The 17,140-nt window shown below is 71.7% G+C and carries 12 protein-coding genes; 7 read left to right on the top strand and 5 right to left on the bottom strand.

Annotated elements, in window-relative coordinates:
• Positions 1 to 7: 7 nt before the first annotated feature.
• The 3 genes from QRY02_RS14335 to QRY02_RS14325 all read right to left on the bottom strand — a co-directional run bounded on the left by QRY02_RS14335 (position 8) and on the right by QRY02_RS14325 (position 2,826).
• Positions 8 to 799 carry a citryl-CoA lyase gene (locus tag QRY02_RS14335; protein WP_285992015.1) on the bottom strand — a complete coding sequence of 264 codons (792 nt, stop codon included), beginning with the start codon at positions 797 to 799 and terminating at the stop codon, positions 8 to 10.
• Positions 792 to 1,949 (bottom strand): CaiB/BaiF CoA transferase family protein, encoded by a 1,158-nt coding sequence (locus QRY02_RS14330; protein WP_285992014.1) that lies wholly within the window; start codon positions 1,947 to 1,949, stop codon positions 792 to 794. Before QRY02_RS14330 ends, QRY02_RS14335 begins: the two co-directional genes overlap by 8 nt.
• Positions 1,950 to 2,016: 67 nt before the next feature.
• Complete coding sequence (locus tag QRY02_RS14325) at positions 2,017 to 2,826, bottom strand: IclR family transcriptional regulator domain-containing protein (RefSeq protein WP_285992013.1); 810 nt, start codon at positions 2,824 to 2,826, stop codon at positions 2,017 to 2,019.
• Between the two features lie 139 nt (positions 2,827 to 2,965).
• Here QRY02_RS14325 and QRY02_RS14320 point away from each other — a divergent pair, with 139 nt between their 5' ends.
• Together QRY02_RS14320 and QRY02_RS14315 are read left to right on the top strand one after the other, a co-directional pair.
• On the top strand, positions 2,966 to 4,381 hold the full coding sequence (locus QRY02_RS14320; protein ID WP_285992012.1) for an amidohydrolase family protein: 1,416 nt from the start codon (positions 2,966 to 2,968) through the stop codon (positions 4,379 to 4,381).
• Between the two features lie 16 nt (positions 4,382 to 4,397).
• Positions 4,398 to 4,892 (top strand): hypothetical protein, encoded by a 495-nt coding sequence (locus QRY02_RS14315; RefSeq protein ID WP_285992011.1) that lies wholly within the window; start codon positions 4,398 to 4,400, stop codon positions 4,890 to 4,892.
• Positions 4,893 to 4,907: 15 nt separating this feature from the next.
• Here QRY02_RS14315 and QRY02_RS14310 read toward each other — a convergent pair whose 3' ends face one another.
• A complete protein-coding gene (locus QRY02_RS14310) occupies positions 4,908 to 6,398 on the bottom strand; it encodes a right-handed parallel beta-helix repeat-containing protein (protein ID WP_285992010.1) in 1,491 nt (496 codons plus the stop codon).
• Between the two features lie 607 nt (positions 6,399 to 7,005).
• On the opposite strand from QRY02_RS14310, the gene QRY02_RS14305 reads away from it, so the two are divergent.
• The 5 genes from QRY02_RS14305 (at position 7,006) to QRY02_RS14285 (ending at position 13,430) form a co-directional block, all read left to right on the top strand.
• Positions 7,006 to 7,824, top strand: a complete 819-nt coding sequence (locus QRY02_RS14305; protein WP_285992009.1) for a hypothetical protein — start codon at positions 7,006 to 7,008, stop codon at positions 7,822 to 7,824.
• A 765-nt stretch (positions 7,825 to 8,589) separates the two neighbouring features.
• Positions 8,590 to 9,768, top strand: coding sequence for a hypothetical protein (locus QRY02_RS14300; protein WP_285992008.1), 1,179 nt, complete (start codon positions 8,590 to 8,592; stop codon positions 9,766 to 9,768).
• A 167-nt stretch (positions 9,769 to 9,935) separates the two neighbouring features.
• A complete protein-coding gene (locus tag QRY02_RS14295) occupies positions 9,936 to 10,595 on the top strand; it encodes a Pvc16 family protein (protein WP_285992007.1) in 660 nt (219 codons plus the stop codon).
• Positions 10,592 to 12,580, top strand: coding sequence for an ATP-binding protein (locus tag QRY02_RS14290; protein WP_285992006.1), 1,989 nt, complete (start codon positions 10,592 to 10,594; stop codon positions 12,578 to 12,580). The genes QRY02_RS14295 and QRY02_RS14290 overlap by 4 nt, the downstream gene beginning before the upstream one ends.
• A gap of 103 nt (positions 12,581 to 12,683) precedes the next feature.
• Positions 12,684 to 13,430, top strand: a complete 747-nt coding sequence (locus QRY02_RS14285; protein ID WP_285992005.1) for an eCIS core domain-containing protein — start codon at positions 12,684 to 12,686, stop codon at positions 13,428 to 13,430.
• Between the two features lie 94 nt (positions 13,431 to 13,524).
• Here QRY02_RS14285 and QRY02_RS14280 read toward each other — a convergent pair whose 3' ends face one another.
• Positions 13,525 to 16,959 carry a phage tail protein gene (locus tag QRY02_RS14280; RefSeq protein WP_285992004.1) on the bottom strand — a complete coding sequence of 1,145 codons (3,435 nt, stop codon included), beginning with the start codon at positions 16,957 to 16,959 and terminating at the stop codon, positions 13,525 to 13,527.
• Positions 16,960 to 17,140 lie beyond the last annotated feature (181 nt).

Here is a 17,140-nt window from a genome sequence, read left to right as displayed (position 1 = left end):
GTTCCTCTCACGCGTGCGGATCCGGCGGGACCGACCGGTTGTTCAGGTCGACGGACAGGAAGATGTCGTTGGCGACGGGGTGGCGCAGCTCCTCGGCGAGCTGGCCGATCAGCCCCGCGGTCCTGGCCAGCAACGCGAACCCGCGCAGCAGCTCCAACGGCAGCCCGAGGTCGGCGAGCGCGGCGCCGCAGACCCCGGCCCCGTTGAGCGGCAGCGTCTTGCCCAGCACCCGCGGGTGCACCCGGCCGATCGCGGCGAACAGCTCCAGGTGCGGGCCGCGCAGGCCTTCGGCGTCGGCGATGGTGAACAGCCGCGGGGTGCGCGGGTCGCCGTCCTTGTGCACGTGGTGCCCGAGGCCGGGGACGAACTTCCGCTCCGCGCGGCACTTTTCGACGGTTTCGAGCGCGAGCGCGTCCCAGCCCGCTTCGTCGGTGGGCTGTTCGACGCCGGTGAGGACGTCGTGCAGGAACCGGCCGCAGTCCTCGGTGACGCCGAGGAACCGCGACCCGCCGCCCAGCAGGCCGGCCGCCAGGGCACCCTGGACCGAGTCCGGCGCGGACAGGTACGTCAGCCGCGTGACGATCGCGGTCGGGGTGAAACCGTGGTCGGCCAGCGCGGCCAGCACCGCCTCGAAGACCCTGGTTTCCCCTTTGGACGGACGTCGCTGGGTCGCCAGCCAGAAGGCGAGCTCGCCGAACCCGACCGTGCCCATGACGTCTTCGGCCAGGTCGTGCCCGAGCAGGGTGATCTTGTCCTTCGTGGACGCCCCGAGGGCGGTTTCGTAGACCGGGTCAGCCATCGGCGGCCTCCGTCAGCCACGCCCGCAGTTCGGCGCCGTGTTCGTCGAGCTCCGGCGGCGGCAGCCGGTAGCCGGCCGGGGTCGCGGAGAACCGGATGGGGTGGCGGGTCGTCGGGACCGCGCGGTCGCCGTCGCCGACCTCGACGATCGGGTCCAGCCCGAAGCGCTCGGCCATCGTGAACCCGCCGTCGATGGTGTTGATCGGTCCACAGGGGACACCGACCTTCGTCAGCGCGTCGAACCAGTCCACCGCACCGCGTTGCGCCAGCCGCTCGACCAGGATCGGCCGGAGCTCCGCACGGTTCTTCGTGCGATCGGCGTTGCGGGCGAACCGCGGGTCGTCCGCAACGCCGGGCAGGTCGAGGACCTCGCACAGCCGGCGGAACTGCCCGTCGTTGGCCGCGGCGACGATGAGGTCGGCATCGGCGGTCGGCAGCGGCTCGTAGGGGAACACGCTGGGGTGGGCGTTGCCCATCCGGTAGGGCACCACGCCACCGGCGGCGTAGGCCGAGCTGTGGTTGACCAGCCCGGTCAGCGCCGAGGACAGCAGGTTGACCTCGACGTGCTGGCCGGCGCCGGTCGCGTCGCGGTGGCGCAGCGCGGCCAGGATGCCGATCACCGCGTGGTTGCCCGCCATGACGTCGAACACCGAGATCCCGGCCCGGTACGGCGGGCCGTCCGGATCGCCGGTCAGGCTCATCAGGCCCGAGATCGCCTGCACCATCAGGTCGTAGCCGGGCACGTGCGCGCCTTCGCCGGCCCCGAACCCGCTGATCGAGGCGTAGACGCTGCCGGGGTTGGCCCGTCGGACCGTCTCGTAGTCCAGGCCGTACTTGGCCAGCCCGCCGGGCTTGAAGTTCTCGATCAGGACGTCCGCGCGGGCCGCCAGCTCGCGGGCGACGACGGCGTCGGCCTCGTCGCGCAGGTCGAGCGCGATGGACCGCTTGCCGCGGTTGACGCCGAGGTAGTAGGTCGAGACGTCCCCGCGCACCGGCGGCATCCACGTGCGCGTCTCGTCGCCCTGCGGGCCTTCGACCTTGACGACGTCCGCGCCCAGGTCCGCGAGCAGCATCGTGGCGTACGGGCCGGCCAGCACCCGGGAGAAGTCCGCGACCAGCAGCCCGGACAGCGGGCCGGAGGGTGGTTCCACGCGACGCCTCCACTCATGTCCGCCTGTCGGACTAATGTCCGCAGTTTGCTCCCGAGTGCCGCCGCGGTCAAGGTGCCGCGGGAACGGTGACGTGCGGGACGCTGTCCAGCCGCGCGAAGTCCGCGCTGATCTCCCCGGCGGTCTGCAGCAGCAGCGGCAAGTGGTGCTCGAGCAGCTTTTCGACCGGGGTCTCGGCCGCGTGGCAGTTGACGTTGACGCCGGCGATCACCCGCCCGGACCCGTCGCGCAGCGGCGCCGCCACCGACCGGATGCCCAGCGCGAGCTGCTCGTCGGTGAGCGCCCAGCCGCGGGCGCGGACCTCGCGCAGCTCGGCGTCACGCTCGGCGCGGTCCGGCTGCCAGCGCGGCACCAGCCCGGACCGGGTCGGTTCCGCCAGCACCGCCTCCAGCTCGTCCGGCGGCAGCGCCGCGAGCTGGACCTTGCCGAGCGACGTCGGCAACGCGGGGAACCGGGTGCCGATCTGCACGCTGAGGCCGACGATCTTCGGCACCGCGACCCGGGCGACGTACACGATGTCCGAGCCGTCGAGCTGGGCGATCGAACACGACTCGTTCGTGCGGGCGACCAGCCGTTCCAGGTGTGGGCGGGCCACGTCCCACAGGCCCATCGAGCGCACGTAGGCGACGCCGAGGTCGAGCACGCGCGGCGTCAGGGCGTAGCCGCGCCCGTCGGTGCGGACGTAGCCGAGTTCTTCGAGGGTGAGCAGGATCCGGCGGGCGGTCGGGCGGGCCAGGCCGGTGGCGGTGGCCACTTCGGCGAGCGTCATCTCCGGCCGGTGCGGCCCGAACGCCGTGATCACCTCGAGCCCGCGCGCCAGCGCTTCGATGAAGTCGGGACCGGTTCCCTCGCGTGGCATGGCGCCACCTCCCTCTGCCGTCCTGCCCGCAGCGTAGCCGTGGGGATTGACACCGGCGCGGCGCTGGACGAAAGTGGCGGCACCCGCCGAGCGTCCGTACAGCGGACAAGTGTACGCAGTGTTCGTCAAGGAGGCAGTCATGTCCGGATCGATCGTCCTGCGGGGTGGCACCGTGCTGACCCTCGACGACGCCCGCCGCGTCCTCACCGGCGAAGACGTCCTCGTCGAAGGCGACCGGATCACCGCGATCGGGCCCGCCCTGGAGGTCCCGGCGGGCACGACCGAGATCGATGCCTCCGGCGGCATCGTCATGCCGGGGATGATCGACACCCACCGCCACCTGTGGCAGACGGCCATGCGCGGCTACGGCGCCGACTGGACGCTGACCCAGTACTTCGTCTGGTACTACCTCGAATGGGGCAAGGTGTTCCGCCCCGAGGACATCTACGCGGGCAATCTGCTCGGCGCGTGGGAGGCCCTGGAAGCCGGCGTCACGACCACTGTCGACTGGTCCCACGGCCTGCAGACCACCCGGCACGCCGACGCGGCGGCCGACGCGCTCGAAGCCGTCCCCGGCCGGTTCGTCCTGGCCTACGGCAACATCCAGGACGCCCCGGCGAACTGGACGGCCACGGGGGAGTTCCGCGACTTCGTCTCGCGGCGCACGGGCGGTGACCTCGGCTTCCAGCTCGCCTTCGACGTCACCGGCGACCCGGCGTTCCCCGAAAAGCCGGCCTTCGAAGTGGCCCGCGACCTCGGCGTGCCGGTGACCACGCACGCCGGCGTGTGGGGCGCGACCGGCGACGACGGCATCCGGCTGATGTACGACCACGGGTTCATGACCCCCGAGACGATCTACGTCCACGGCGCCTCGCTGTCGGCGGACTCCTACCACCGCATCGCCGCCACCGGCGGTTCGGTGTCGGTCTCGACCGAAAGCGAGCAGAGCGCCGGCCAGGGCTACCCGCCCACCTGGGCGCTGCGCAAGTACGGCATCCCGGTGTCGCTGTCGATGGACACCTCGGTGTGGTGGAGCGGCGACCTCTTCTCGGCCATGCGCGCCACCCTGGGCGCCGACCGGTCCCGGGAGCACCTGGAGGCCCACGCCAAGGGCGAAACGGTGACGCACGCGGCACTGCGCGCGGAACAGGTGGTGGAGTGGGCCACCCGCGGCGGCGCCGCGGCACTGGGCCGCTCGGACCTGGGCAGTCTCGAGGTCGGCAAGAAAGCCGACGTCGTGCTGCTGAAGAACGACGATTCCCCGGTGTCGTTCCCGCTGCTGAACCCCTACGGTCACGTGGCGTTCCAGGCCCAGCGCGCCGACGTCCACACCGTGCTGGTCGGCGGCCGGGTCGTCAAGCGCGACGGCAAGCTCGCCGGCGTCGACCTGCCCGCGCTCCGGCGGCGCATCGAGGAGACGGTGGCGCACCTGCGCACGCAGCTGGGGGAGGACGCGTGGCGGCAGGGGATGAACCCGGACGTCCCCGAGGCGAAGATCCTCGACAACCCGTACACCTACACCGACTACCAGAGCGACACCACCCACGGCGGCTGAGCTACCGTTCTCCACCGTGGTCCAGGTCTTCGTCCAGCCCGCCTACGGCACCGCGGACGCCCGCCGCTACGGCGCGGAGTCCCTCGACCGGACCGTGGCCTTCCGCGAGCTCGCCGACCTGCTCGAGCCCGCGGACCTCGCCCGCCTCGACGCCCTGCACCCGGGCGGCCGGGCCCGGTTCTGGGGCGCCAAGGACAAGTACGACCGCCGGATGGACACCGTGACCACCGGTGACGTCGTGCTCTTCACCGGCCGCAAGCACGTCCAGGCCACGGCCGAGGTGGGCCACGGGTTCCGCAACCCCGCGTTCGCGCGCCGCCTCTGGCGTCCGGACCCGGGCAAGTGCGTGTTCAGCAACGTCTACAGCCTGCGCCGCTACCGGCGCGTCGAGCTGCCCTACGAGGCCATCTGGGCGCTGCCCGGGTTCACCCCCGGCGACAACTTCATGGGCCTGCGGTTCCTGGACGAAGCGAAGTCCGCCGCGGTGCTGGGGCTGCTCTCCGCGCACTGAGCCGCGCGGCACCACTCAACAGCGCGGCATCACGTCGTCGAAGGACGCGCAGTTGTCCTGGTACCAGGGCGTCGACTGCCACTGGTCGGCCGTCAGGATCCGGGACGTGTCGCCCGCGACGAACTGCCAGGGCCCGTAGTAGGAGTTGCTGAACCAGTAGTTGCCCTGGTCGCGGGTGATGGCGTCCTGGACCAGCGTGCCCTTGTACGGCGACCAAGAGGGGTAGGTCCCGTAGTTGGACAGCAGCGCCATCTTGCCGCAGTTCCCGTTCGCGCAGCCGACGCGGGCCGGATCGAAGCGGAACGTGTTGTCGTGCACCTCGACCAGCTGGGTCTTCCAGCGGCAGTCGTCGTACAGCGGCGGGGACTCGATGCCCGGCGCCGAGCACTGCGTCCGGTCGGCGACGAGCTTGGTGCAGGTGTTGATCGAGGTGTTCGCCGGGCTGTTGCAGAACCGGTCGGCGTTCTCCCACGCGGTGACGCCGGACCAGTTGTCCTCGAAGGTGTTGTCGTAGATGTCGATGAGGTGGGTCCGGGCCGGCACCCGCGGCTCGCCGCCCGACTCGGACAGGTAGACGCTCGCCACCGGGAAGTTGTCGCCGCGGTCGCCGCGGCGCTTGCCCGCCACCAGGCTGTTGCGGCGCAGGACGTTGTCGCGGAACACGAGGTTGTAGCTGATCTCGTAGAACAGCGCCTCGGCGTCGTTGTCCTCGATGAGGTTGTTCTCGATCAGGAAGTCGTTGTTGTCGGTGTCGGCCCAGAGCCCGGCGCCGTGGTTGTGGTGGATCCAGTTGCCGCGGACGTCGGCCTTGTCGACCACCCAGAACTTGATCCCGCCGCTGCACCCGCAGCCGGGGTTGCGCGTTTCCCAATCATCGGTGTTGTTGCCCGAAATTTCGTTGCCCTCGATGATCAATGCGGTGATCGTGCTGTCCGACCGGTAGGCGTTCATGCCGTACTGCCCGTTGTTGCGCAGGCAGCTGTGCCGTACCTCCTGGCGGGCACCGGCCATGATTCCCGCGCCTTTGTTGTTCTGCACGGTGGTGTTTTCGATGATCCAATGCTCGCCGGAATCGTGGTTCACCACGCCCTGGTCCTGCGGGGCGACGAAGTTCTGGATGGTGAGCCCGCGGATGACCACGTCCTTCGCCTGCTGGGTGAAGGCCGCGCGGTTGATGCCCTGCCCGTCGAGCACCGCGCCGGGGGCGCCGAGGTAGACGTCGCCGTCCTTGGGGATGACCTGCCCGAACGGGTCCGCCGCCAGCAGGTGCGTGCCCGCGGGCAGCCAGAACGTCGTACCGGGCGGCGACTCCTGCGACTTGTGGTAGAGGTCGCCGGGCACCGCGGCGTCGATGGCGACCGCACCCGCGGGGGCCGTCGTGTCCGCCAGTGGCTGGTGATCGCACACCGGTCCGGGCGTCACCGCGTCGGCGGCCACCGCCGGTCCGGGTGGCACGAGGAACGCGGCAAGCAGAACGACAGCCAGAACGGATCTGATCGGCGACATGCCGTGAACCTACGCAATTGACCGCGCAACGGCGTGGTCCGAACGAGTCCATTACCGCGCTTTTCGGGTGTACCAGGTAACGATAAAAGCAGTGATTACTCCACGACTGTGAATACCGTGGGAACAATCGGTGGACGGTTCTGTTATCGTGGTCCGGCGGCGGCTCGTGGCCGGAATTCCCCGCCGGGCCGGCGCTCGGGACGCCTGTCCGGGGTGCCCGCGGCTGGGCCACCTGCCGCGTTCCGGGCAGCCGGCCGGCCGAACGTGGCCGCGGTCGACCGGCCGACGGCGGCCGCGTCGTCCCGCCGAGCCGCCCCCCGCTCCGTACCACGGTTCTTTCCGCTAAACGGAGGACTACCTGAGCGAGTGATTTACCGCCATTCATTCCGGCCACTACCGCGACGGCGAACTAGGCTGGTCCGACTCCATTCCGCGACTGTCCTCCACTTGGCGGTTCCCGCGCACCGATCGGGTATTTGCGCAGGTCAACGCCCCATCGTGACCCCAAGGTGACGGTAACGTGACCGACCGGACAGAACTTCTGCCCCGGCCTCCGGGCCCCGAATGAAACCCGGTTGCCGCACTCAGGAAGGAACCCCGAGAAATCATGTCCACATTGCGACGACTGGCTGTCGCCGGTGCTTTCGCGCTGCCGCTTTCCCTCGTCATCGCCGGGCCGGCGACGGCGCACCCGCTCGGCTGGCCGCACGACTCCTGGAGCGCCGAAAGCTCCAGCAGCTGGGCCGGCATCGGCGGCGCGGGCACGACCGACACCGACGAAGGCTCGACCTGGTGGGGACACCACTGGTCGGACTCGGACTCGGCCGTGGCCGGCATCGGCGGCGCCGCCGTGACGCACAGCGGCGAGTCCGGCGACGACGGCTGGAACCACGCCTGGCACCACCCGGCGCACAACGGCTGGCACGACGGGGACGACGACGACTGCGACTACGACGGCGACGATCACCACCACTACGTCACCGGCGACTACGACGACGCCCCCGACGTGATCGAGCACCACCACGCCGTGAGCCACCCCGACCCGGTGAACCAGGAGCCGGCCGGCTACGTCGTCCACCCGGTCTACGAGGCCGATGACGACGACGCCGACGACGTCGGCTACTACGCCGAGCAGCACTCGGCCGGGGCGGACGGCGCCACCTCGGCGCACGTCGTGAGCCACGCGGGCGAGCACCACGCCACGTACGACGCGGAGAAGCTGACGGCCGGCCCGTACGGCGCATCGTCGGAGGGTGCGCACGCGGTGGCCGTGCCGGACTACGCGGGTTACCACGCCTGGTACACCGCGGCGGGTGTGGGCGGTGCCGCGGCGCACTCGGTCACGGCGGTGGCCGACGCCACGGACGACGACGACGTCTGGGCCGACCACGACGCGGACAGCGACTTCGACTACGACCGGGGCTGACGCTCCCGATCGAAGCCGAGGCTGAGCGAGCCGGGTCCGCAGCGCGCGGACCCGGCTCGCTCAGCTGGGTGCGTCCGGGGTCCGCGGCCGGGGTGAACGCCGGCCGCAGGGCGTCGGTGCGCGGCAGCACCAGTGCGGTCCCGTCGGCCGTGCGCCACTGCACGGGCAGCGGGAAGAGGTGGCCGCCGGACTGCAGAATCAGCTTCAGCCCGGTGCAGCGGTAATGGCCCGGCCGGCGTGGCCTCGATCTGGATGGCCCGGCCGACGCCGACCGAGGCGAACAGTCGGCCACGGCCCCGAAGAGACCCAGGTTGACCAGCGTGAACGCGCATCGCCCTCGACAGGCTTTCGGGCTTCGCCTCCGCCGGAGGGCGCGCGAGCCGCAGAGACCGGAGCCGGTTCGCCATCGCCGCCGCCATCCGGTGGGTTCGGGTGGGCCAGAAATCCGTCGCATGGGCGCCCCCTCGTTCTCCTGAAGCGGTAGTCGTCCCGGCACCGGGCCCGGTTACGAGATCGGACCGGGAACCGAATCCGGGCACCACGACAACAAGAGGTGTGCAAACCACTCCGACAGCCCGCCCGGACACCCCGGAACCGCCGACCGACGCCGCACCGCGGCGCTTCCACCCCGCCGGACCCGCGCGCGGCGGGGCCGACTGGCCGGGGATCCGGCAGCAGGTGCCGGCCCGCAGCTCGGCGCCGCGCCGCCGTCCGGTGCGCGGCCGCCGCCGGTCAGAAGATCGTCCGCGAACCGGGGGAGAAGCAGTGATCCTCCGTGCACTCGGGCATCGCGGAGTCGTGAACCGCGGCGTGGCCGTGGCGCTGGCCGCGGTGCTGGTGTCGGCGAGCCCGGCCGCCGCGAGCCCGGGCTGGGACGTCGTGCCGCTCCAGCCCGGCTCGGCGAACCTCGTGGACGTGACGGCGCTCTCGGCCCACGACGTGTGGGCCGCGGGCTTCGCCGTCCACCACGAGATCATCGACGGCAGGCCGTTCGCCAGGTTCGAACCGCAGGTGCAGCACGGCGACGGCGTGACGTGGTCGGCGGTCCCGACCGCGCCGCTGGGCAAGGACGTCAACGCCCAGTTCACCGCGATCGCCGCCGCCTCGCCCGGCCGGATCTGGGCGGTGGGCCACGTGTGGGAGCCGCGCGTCCAGGTCCGGTCGCTCATCGAGCACTGGAACGGCGTGACCTGGACCCGCGTGCCCGCCGACGACCTGCCCGACGCCGGCCACGACCTTTCGGACGTGGCGGCCGTCAGCGCCACCGACGTGTGGGCGGTCGGCACCTTCGTGAAGGCCGAGAGCAGCGGGCCGGTCGCGCAGCACTGGGACGGCGTCCGGTGGACCAGGGTGCCGTTGCCGCCCGGTCTGGACGGCGCTGCGCTGCAGGCGGTGGCGGCGGCCGGTCCGGCCGACGTGTGGGCCGCCGGGCTGGCCGTCGCCGACCGGGAATCGGGACGGACCGAGCCGCTGCTGCTGCACTGGAACGGCCTCGCGTGGTGCCGGATCGCCCTGCCGGACACGGCCGACCGGGGAACGGCGCTGCTCGACGCCGTGACGGTGTCCCGCGGGCAGGTCTGGGCGGTGGGCCAGTCGACGACCGGCGGCACCACCGACCGCAAGCCCTTGGTCTTCCGCATCGACGGCCGTGGCCCGGTCCTCGAGCCGACGCCGGATGAGCAGGGACAGCTGAACGGGGTGACGACGGTGGGCCGCGAGGTGTGGGCCGTGGGCTACCACTACGACGAGGCGCGCAACGACCAGGCGTATGCCCTGCGCCGCGGCCCCGACGGCACGTGGCGGCGGGCCCCGGTCCCGGCCCGCGAGGGGGCCGCGCTGTTCGGCGTCACGACGGAACGGGGAAGCGGAACGCTGTGGACGTCCGGCGCGATGACCGGCGCCGGGTCCGGCCAGCCGGAACCGCTCGTCGCCCGGTTCCGCTGAGACACCGCGCAGCGGATGCGGGCAGGCCGTCCGGTCTGCCCGCGTCCCGGCGGGCCCGCTGCCCGTACGGGCAGCCCGGTGTACCCGAAGGTTTGCCGCTGTGCGGCTGGCCGGGGCGCCCGGTCGCGATCATCGTGGAGGCACCGCCAGTGCGAGGAGGTCCGCCGGTGATCCACGAGGTCGACGAGGCGCTGCGCCGGCTGGTGAAGGACGAGGCGCTGCGCGGCAGCGAGGTCGACGTCGCCTTCGACGCGCCCACCAAGGACTGGGCCGCGCGGCGGAACGCTCCGACGGTGAACATCTACCTCTACGACGTGCGCGAGGACATGCGACGCCGGTCGCGCGGGCTGCTCAACGAGTACGACCAGCGCGGCGAGGTCGCGGCGCGGCACCTGCCGCCCAAGCACGTCAAGCTGTCCTACCTGGTCACCGCCTGGACCCAGCGGCCGGAGGACGAGCACCGGGTGCTGTCGGACCTGTTGCTCGGCCTGCTGCGCCACGAATCGGTGCCGCCCGAGGTGCTCACCGGCTCGCTGGCCGAAATGGGACTGCCGGTGCCGATGACCGTCGCGCTGCCGCCACCGGAGGACCGCGCGTTCGCCGACGTGTGGACCGCGCTGGGCGGCGAACTCAAGCCGTCGCTGGACGTCGTCGTCTCCGCGCCGATCCACAGTGGACGCGTCTACCCGGCCGGGCCGCCCGCCAAGGAAGGCCTCAAGCTCGACACCGGCGACGGCGAGCTCCTCGGGCACCACGTGTCCGCGACCGGGGCGGTCGAGGGGCAGCGCCGGGTCGCGATGGCGCGCACCCACCGGAAGCCCCGGTGAGCCTGGAGTACCTGTTCGAGCGGCTGGCCCGGCTCGAACAGCGCATCCGCGACGCCGTCGGCAGCCGTCGCGCGGCCGACCCGAACCCCGACGACCCCTTCCGCGGCCTGTACCTGTCCAACGAGACGATCGACGCGCTGCTGGAAGGGCTCCGCGAGCCGTTCACGCCGTTCACCGACTCCGTCCCGGACGGCAGGCTGCGCCCGCTCGCCGAACGCGCGGGACTCACCGGTGTCGACGTCGAGCTACTGCTGGTCGCGCTGGCCCCCGACCTGGACAGCCGGTTCGAACAGTTCTACGGCTACCTCAACGACGACGTGACCCGCCGCCGCGCCAGCGCCGGGCTGGCGCTGCGGCTGTGCGGCCTCCCCGAGGCGTCGGCCGCCGGCCGTGCGCGGCTCGACGCCGACTCCCCGCTGGTCACCTGCGGCCTGCTCACCGTGGGCGAAGACGAACGGCCGTTCCTCTCGCGCACGCTGCGGGTTCCCGACCGGGTGGTCAACCACCTGCTCGGCGACGACCGGCTCGCGCCCGAGCTCGCCGGCTGCGCGCACCTGGGCACCGAGCTCGTCGAGGTGCCGGGCCGGGAGCGGCTCGCCCGCGCGATCCGCGGCCGGGTCGGGCTCGTCTATCTGAAGGAACAGCCCGGTGGCGGGGCCGAGGAGCTCGGCGTCGGCGCGCTGGCCGCGGCCGGGTACCCGGCGCTGGTGGTGGACGCGGCGCGCTGGCAGGCCGAACCCGGCCACGCCGAGCTCACCGCGTCGCTGCGGCGCGAGGCGCTGCTGCGCGGCGCCGGGATCGTGCTGGGCCCGGTCGAGGACCCGCGGCTGGAGGAGCTGGCGCACCCGGCGATCCCGCTGGTGGCGCACGGCACCGGCGCCTGGGACCCGCGCTGGAGCGCGACGCCGCCGCTGCAGCTCGACGCCATGCCGCTGTCCGGCGCCGCCCGCGCGGAACTCTGGCGCAGCCGCCTCGACGGCCGGCTCGCCCCGGACGTCGACCCCGGGGAGGCGACCGCCCACTTCGTCTTGGGACCCGGGCAGATCGCCCGCGCGGCGAAGGCCGCGTCGGTGACCGCACTCGCCGACGACGACGGCCTGGTCCGCACGGCCCACGTCCGGGCGGGGGCGCGCAGCCAGAACGCCGCCGGCCTGCAACGGCTCGCGCGGCGGATCGAACCGGTCGTCGGCTGGGCGGACCTGGTGCTGTCGGCGGGTGTGCTGTCCCTGCTGGACGAACTCGCGGCCCGGGCGCGCTACCGCGACCAGGTGCTCGACGACTGGCGGATGCGCCCGGGCGGCGGCCGCGGCCGGGGTGTCACCGGGCTCTTCGCGGGGGATTCGGGGACCGGCAAGACGATGTCCGCCGAGGTGATCGCCTCGTCGCTCGGGCTGGACCTCTACACCGTGAACCTGGCGACCGTGGTCGACAAGTACGTCGGCGAGACGGAGAAGAACCTGGAGCGGATCTTCACCGAGGCGTCCGGGGTCAACGGCGTCCTGCTCTTCGACGAGGCGGACGCGATCTTCGGCAAGCGGTCCGAGGTCCGTGACGCGCACGACCGGTACGCCAACATCGAAAGCGCGTACCTGCTGCAGCGGATGGAGACGTTCGACGGGATCGCGGTGCTGGCCACGAACCTGCGGGCGAACCTCGACGAGGCCTTCACCCGGCGGCTCGACGTCATCGTCGACTTCCCGCTGCCGGACGTCGAACTCCGGCACCGGCTGTGGGACCGCTGCCTGGGCGTGCGGATGCCGCGCGGGACGGACCTGGACCTGGGGTTCCTCGCCGAAGCGTTCGAACTGGCGGGCGGGCACATCCGCTCGGCCGCGGTCACCGGCGCGTACCTGGCCGCCGAGGCGGGCCGCCCGGTGGCGATGAGCGACCTGGTCGGCGCGGTGGCGCGGGAGTACCGCAAGCTGGGCCGGCTCTGCCTCGACCGCGAGTTCGGGCCCTACCTGGCGATGGTGACGGACGGCTGAGCTGCCCGTAGGGGCAGGGTTCGCTGCCCTTCCGGATGGGCGGCGCAGTCTGGCGCGCGGCGCGGCGGCGGGGCAAGCTTTACGGGCGGCGGAGGGAGCGGACATGCGCGGGCAAAGTCACGACAACGACCTCGACCCGGTCCTGCGGCCGAAAGGCGACCGCATCGAGCGGGACGACCACGACCTCCTGGGCCGGGCGGCCGCGGCCGGCCGCACCGACGTCCTGGGCCCGGCGGGCATGCTGGGCTTGCAGCGCGCGGTGGGCAACGCGGGGACGTCTTCGCTGGTGGAGGAGGAGCGCTCGCCGGTCCACGACGTCGTCGGTTCCGGCGGCGGCTCGCCGTTGGACACCGCGACCCGCGCGGACATGGAGACCCGCTTCGGCCACGACTTCGGCGACGTCCGGGTCCACACGGACGCGGCGGCGCACGACTCGGCGAAGTCGGTGAACGCGCAGGCGTACACGGTGGGGTCCAACATCGTTTTCCAGCGGGACAAGTTCGACCCGGCTTCGGATTCCGGCAAGCACATGCTGGCGCACGAGCTGACGCACGTGGTGCAGCAGCGGAGCGGGCCGGTGGACGGGACGGACGCCGGAGGCGGGGTGAAGGTGTCGGATCCTTCGGACCGCTTCGAGCGCGAAGCCGTGGCGAACGCGGACCGGCTGATGTCGTCGCCCGCCCCGGCCGGGCCCGCGGTCCAGCGGTGCGAGGACGGTGGGCACGCTTCTTCTTCGGACGATTCGGCGGCCGTTCAGCGGGAGGAAGCTCCCGAGGCCGAAGAAGGCGAAGAGGAGAAGATGGCGCAGACGTTCGTGCAGCGTGAGGAAGAGGGCGAAGAAGAGGTCTAGCTCCGCACGAGGGTCAGGCTCCTGCGCCGCGACCACGACGTGGTGGCCTTCGACCTGAGGGGCCACGGCCTCTCCTCGCCCGTGACAGCTGCCCTCACGACTTGCCGTCGGGGCCGGTGAAGCCCGGGATCTCCACGTCCTTGCGGTACCGGTCGGCCGCGCCCGTGTCGGCGTCCTTGGAGCCCTTCTTGCTGTTGCACGACGCGCACAGGACCTCGAGATTGCCCGGATCCGCGTAGAACTGCGAGCGATCGGTCTGGCCCTTGGCCCGGCCCTGGGTGTTCCAGTGCCCGGCCACGGCCTTCTTGTGGTCCAGCGCGTAGTTGTCGTCGTTGTTCGGCTTGACGCGGGCGGCGACGTGCGGGGCGATGCCGAGGAACGGGACGCCCGGGCAGGTGAACGTCAGCCCGTCGGGGCGCATCACCGCGGCGATCTTGGCCGCGTCGTGGCCGCTGTACTTGTGGGAACCGCCGTAGAAGACCGCGCGGACGTCGTGGTACTCGGGCCGCAGCGTCTTGCCGTCGATCGTGTACTGCGTCTGGTTCGCGCCGCCTTCGGCCGGGGCGAGTTCGGGGCCGCCGTTCGGGGTGTTGGCGAGGAACTTGAGCACCGGGAAGGCCGGCCGCCCTTCGGAGCTCTTGCTCCGGCCGCCGGCCGTCCGCTCCAGTTCGTACTGGAGCGTCACCCAGCCGTCGGGGCGGACGTCGGTCACCTTGGCGACCCGGTTGGTCGCCTTCACGACGAATCGCTTGCCCAGGTAGACCTTCGCTTCGTCGACGGGAGCCATCGGGCCCAGGGGGAGTTCGCCGGTGTCGTCGGTCGGGTTGATTTCCAGGTGGGTCTTGAACTTGCCGTTGCTCGTGGGCACCAGCGCGATGGTCGTGAGCTGGTAGGTGTCCTTGATCTTCGGCAGTGCCGCTTCGACCGTGTGCTGGGTGGCGTTCGGCTTGCGCATTTCGGCGTCGGCCGCCTGCTTGGCCTGCGCCAGCGCCTGTTGCTTCTGGCCGGCGCTGCGCGGGTCCGGTACGCCGCTGCCCTTCTTGCCCTTGAGCTTCGACCAGACCTTCTTGCCCGCCTTGACGATCGTCCCCACGACCGAGTCGATCACCTTGCCGACCGGCGCTTGGACCTTCTCCAGCACCGACTTGATCTTTTCGGAGATCCCGCCCAGCCCCAGCAGGCTGGCCAGGAACCCGAGCACCATCGGCAACGCCTTCGCCAGCGTCCGCTCGATCAGCCCGGCCACCGCGCCGGCGCCACCGCGGGCGATCGATTCCACGGAGTCCAGGACCGAATCCACGAACTCCTTGATCTGCGCGGCTTTGTCCACGAAGAACATCACGATGTCGTAGATCGCCTTGCAGGCCTTGATGAACGCCGCCGCGGGGTTGAGCATCGAGATGATCCAGGTGATGCCCGCCTTGACGATCTTCTCGATCACGAAGTCCTTGACCTGGCCGAGCACCATTTCCTTCAGGTCGCCGAGCTTCGCGACGATCCAGCGCCACAGCCCCGGCACGCCCTCGGTGAGCAGGATCTTGACCACGTCGAGGGTCTGCTCCAGCTTCGCCAGCACCGGTTCCGGGATGAACCGCAGGATCCGCGCGCGGACACTGGCCCAGGTCAGGCCCAGCAGCGAGAGGACCATCTTCAGGATGCCCTTGGCGTCGAGCGCCTCCGGGATCTCGATGCCCGCGCTCGCCAGGTTGCCCAGCAGCCACCCCTTCAGGCCGTCCTTGAGGTGCTGGACGATGTTGGCACCGAAGTTCATGACGCCGGTCTTGACCGCGTTGACCAGGTTGCCGAGGAACTCGATCGGCTTCGCGATGATCAACCCGACCGCGTTCGCGGCCCGCGAAAGCACGCCGAGCAGCATGTCCTTCAGCTTGAGGATCGTCTCGATCGCGCCGCCGACGGCTTCCTTCGCCTTGCTCCACAGGCCCTTGTTCTCGGCCTGCAGCGCCTTGATCTCCTCGTCGACGGCGTTGCGGGCTTCGCCGTACTTCTGGGCCAGGTCCTCGACCAGCGCATCCTGCTTCTCGTCGACGGACTTCTCGAGGTCGTCGAACTGGCCGCCGAACTCCTTCGCCGCCTCGCCCGCGATCTTGCGCAACGCCGGCGACTGGGACGCCACCTTCTGCTGCACGCGGGTGCGGCCGTCGGCGATCAGCTGCTTCGCTTCGCCCAGCTTCTGACCGACGAAGTCCGCGATGTCGCCGATGACCCCCTGCATCTTCGACTCGTAGACCTTCTTGGCCTCCAGGAAGAGGTTGTTCGCTTCGGCCGGCAGGTCGGCGAAGAGGTCGTACGCCCAGCGCGCCGCGCCGGTGATCCCGTCGTAGCGCTCGTCCTTGTAGCGCTTCATCCGCGCCTGGTGGTCGGCGGTGAAGGCGGCCTTGGCCTGCGCCTCGCCCGCCTCGAACTTCTTCGCCACCTGGTCGTCGAGCGCGCCCAGCACGCCCTCGACCTTCGTCTTGGTCTCGTCGAAGATCGCCTTGATCTCGCCGGCGATCCGCGCCCGGTCCTGCTCGTCCTTCGACTTCGTGGCCGACTTCGCCGCCTGGCCCCGCTGGGCCGACGACGATCGCGCGCCCGTCATGCCCGCCATCGCCGCCTGCCCGGACGCCTGGGCCGCGCCGGTCACCGCGGCCAGCTGCCCGGCCTCGGACTCGCGGACCGCGGCCGGCGCCGAAGCCGTGTGCTGCTCGCCTTCCCGCTTCGCGGCCAGTGCGCCGGTGAACTCCGGCTCGTTGGACTCGGCCAGCTGCTGCTCGGTGACGTTCGCCGCGGCCATCGCGCCCCGGGTTTCGCACTGGTCGGCGCGCAAATCGGTCTGCTCGGGCGGCGCCTTGTCCGGGGTCGCCTTGCGCGCGTCCGGCGGTGCCAGCGCCGGCGGGGCCGGTGGTTGCGGCAGCGGCGTGACCGGCTTTTCCACGGCCCGGCCGGGGTCCGGCGGTTCCTTCGTCCGGTCGGTGACGTCCTTGGCCGAGGCGTCCTTGCCGCCGGTGACCTTGCCCAGCACCTCGGCCTTCACCTGGTCCGCCTTGCCGGACGTGGCGAACTTGTCGGCCTCGTCGAGGTTCTTCGGCGCCTGCTTGGCGATCGCGGTGTTCACCGCCGCGATGAAGGCCGCCTTGTCGAAGCCGGCCGGCTTCGCCGCGGCCATCTTGTCCGCCTGGGCGGCCTTGGCCTGCGCGTCCTTGTCGTCGGGCGGCGCCACCGCGGCGTCCTGCGCCTGCTTGACCTCCGCGCCGGCGGGCGGGTGCGCCTTCGCCGTCTTGGCCTTGTCGCCGATGTCCTTCTTCAGCGACTGGAACTTCGGGTCGGAGGCCGGCGTGACGCCGGGCGGCGCGACCGGGGGAGCGGGACAGCCTTGCCGCTGCAAGGCGACCAGGCCCGACACCGCCGCGTTGCCCGCCGAGGCCTGCAGGCGCAGCAACGCGGGCGGCGTCGCGCGCGTTGCGGGCCGGACCGGGCGCGCGGCCTGCGCGGACGGCTCCCGTGGCGCCTTGTCCCGGCCCGTTGGCATGCGTTCAACTTTCGGCCCTGCCGGGCCGGTTGCCAACGACCGGACGGGCGGGCACGGCTGCCCGAACGGGCAGTTGCCTTTAAGGGCAGAGATCGGTTCCCGCGGGCCTAGCCGCACGGTCGTTCCGCGGAGAACGCCCTGGCAGCAGCATCGCCGGGGACAAGACTTGTGCGTCGACAAG

Source organism: Amycolatopsis sp. DG1A-15b (assembly GCF_030285645.1).
Lineage (GTDB): Bacteria > Actinomycetota > Actinomycetes > Mycobacteriales > Pseudonocardiaceae > Amycolatopsis.
The sequence above is the reverse complement of the archived record's forward strand: the minus strand, read 5'-3'. Positions and strand labels throughout refer to the sequence as shown.

Coding starts and splice junctions, on each gene's coding strand:
- QRY02_RS14335 (WP_285992015.1), bottom strand. CDS start 799: ATGGCTGACCCGGTCTACGAAACCGCCCTCGGGGCGTCCACGAAGGAC.
- QRY02_RS14325 (WP_285992013.1), bottom strand. CDS start 2,826: ATGCCACGCGAGGGAACCGGTCCCGACTTCATCGAAGCGCTGGCGCGC.
- QRY02_RS14320 (WP_285992012.1), top strand. CDS start 2,966: ATGTCCGGATCGATCGTCCTGCGGGGTGGCACCGTGCTGACCCTCGAC.
- QRY02_RS14310 (WP_285992010.1), bottom strand. CDS start 6,398: ATGTCGCCGATCAGATCCGTTCTGGCTGTCGTTCTGCTTGCCGCGTTC.
- QRY02_RS14305 (WP_285992009.1), top strand. CDS start 7,006: ATGTCCACATTGCGACGACTGGCTGTCGCCGGTGCTTTCGCGCTGCCG.
- QRY02_RS14285 (WP_285992005.1), top strand. CDS start 12,684: ATGCGCGGGCAAAGTCACGACAACGACCTCGACCCGGTCCTGCGGCCG.
- QRY02_RS14280 (WP_285992004.1), bottom strand. CDS start 16,959: ATGCCAACGGGCCGGGACAAGGCGCCACGGGAGCCGTCCGCGCAGGCC.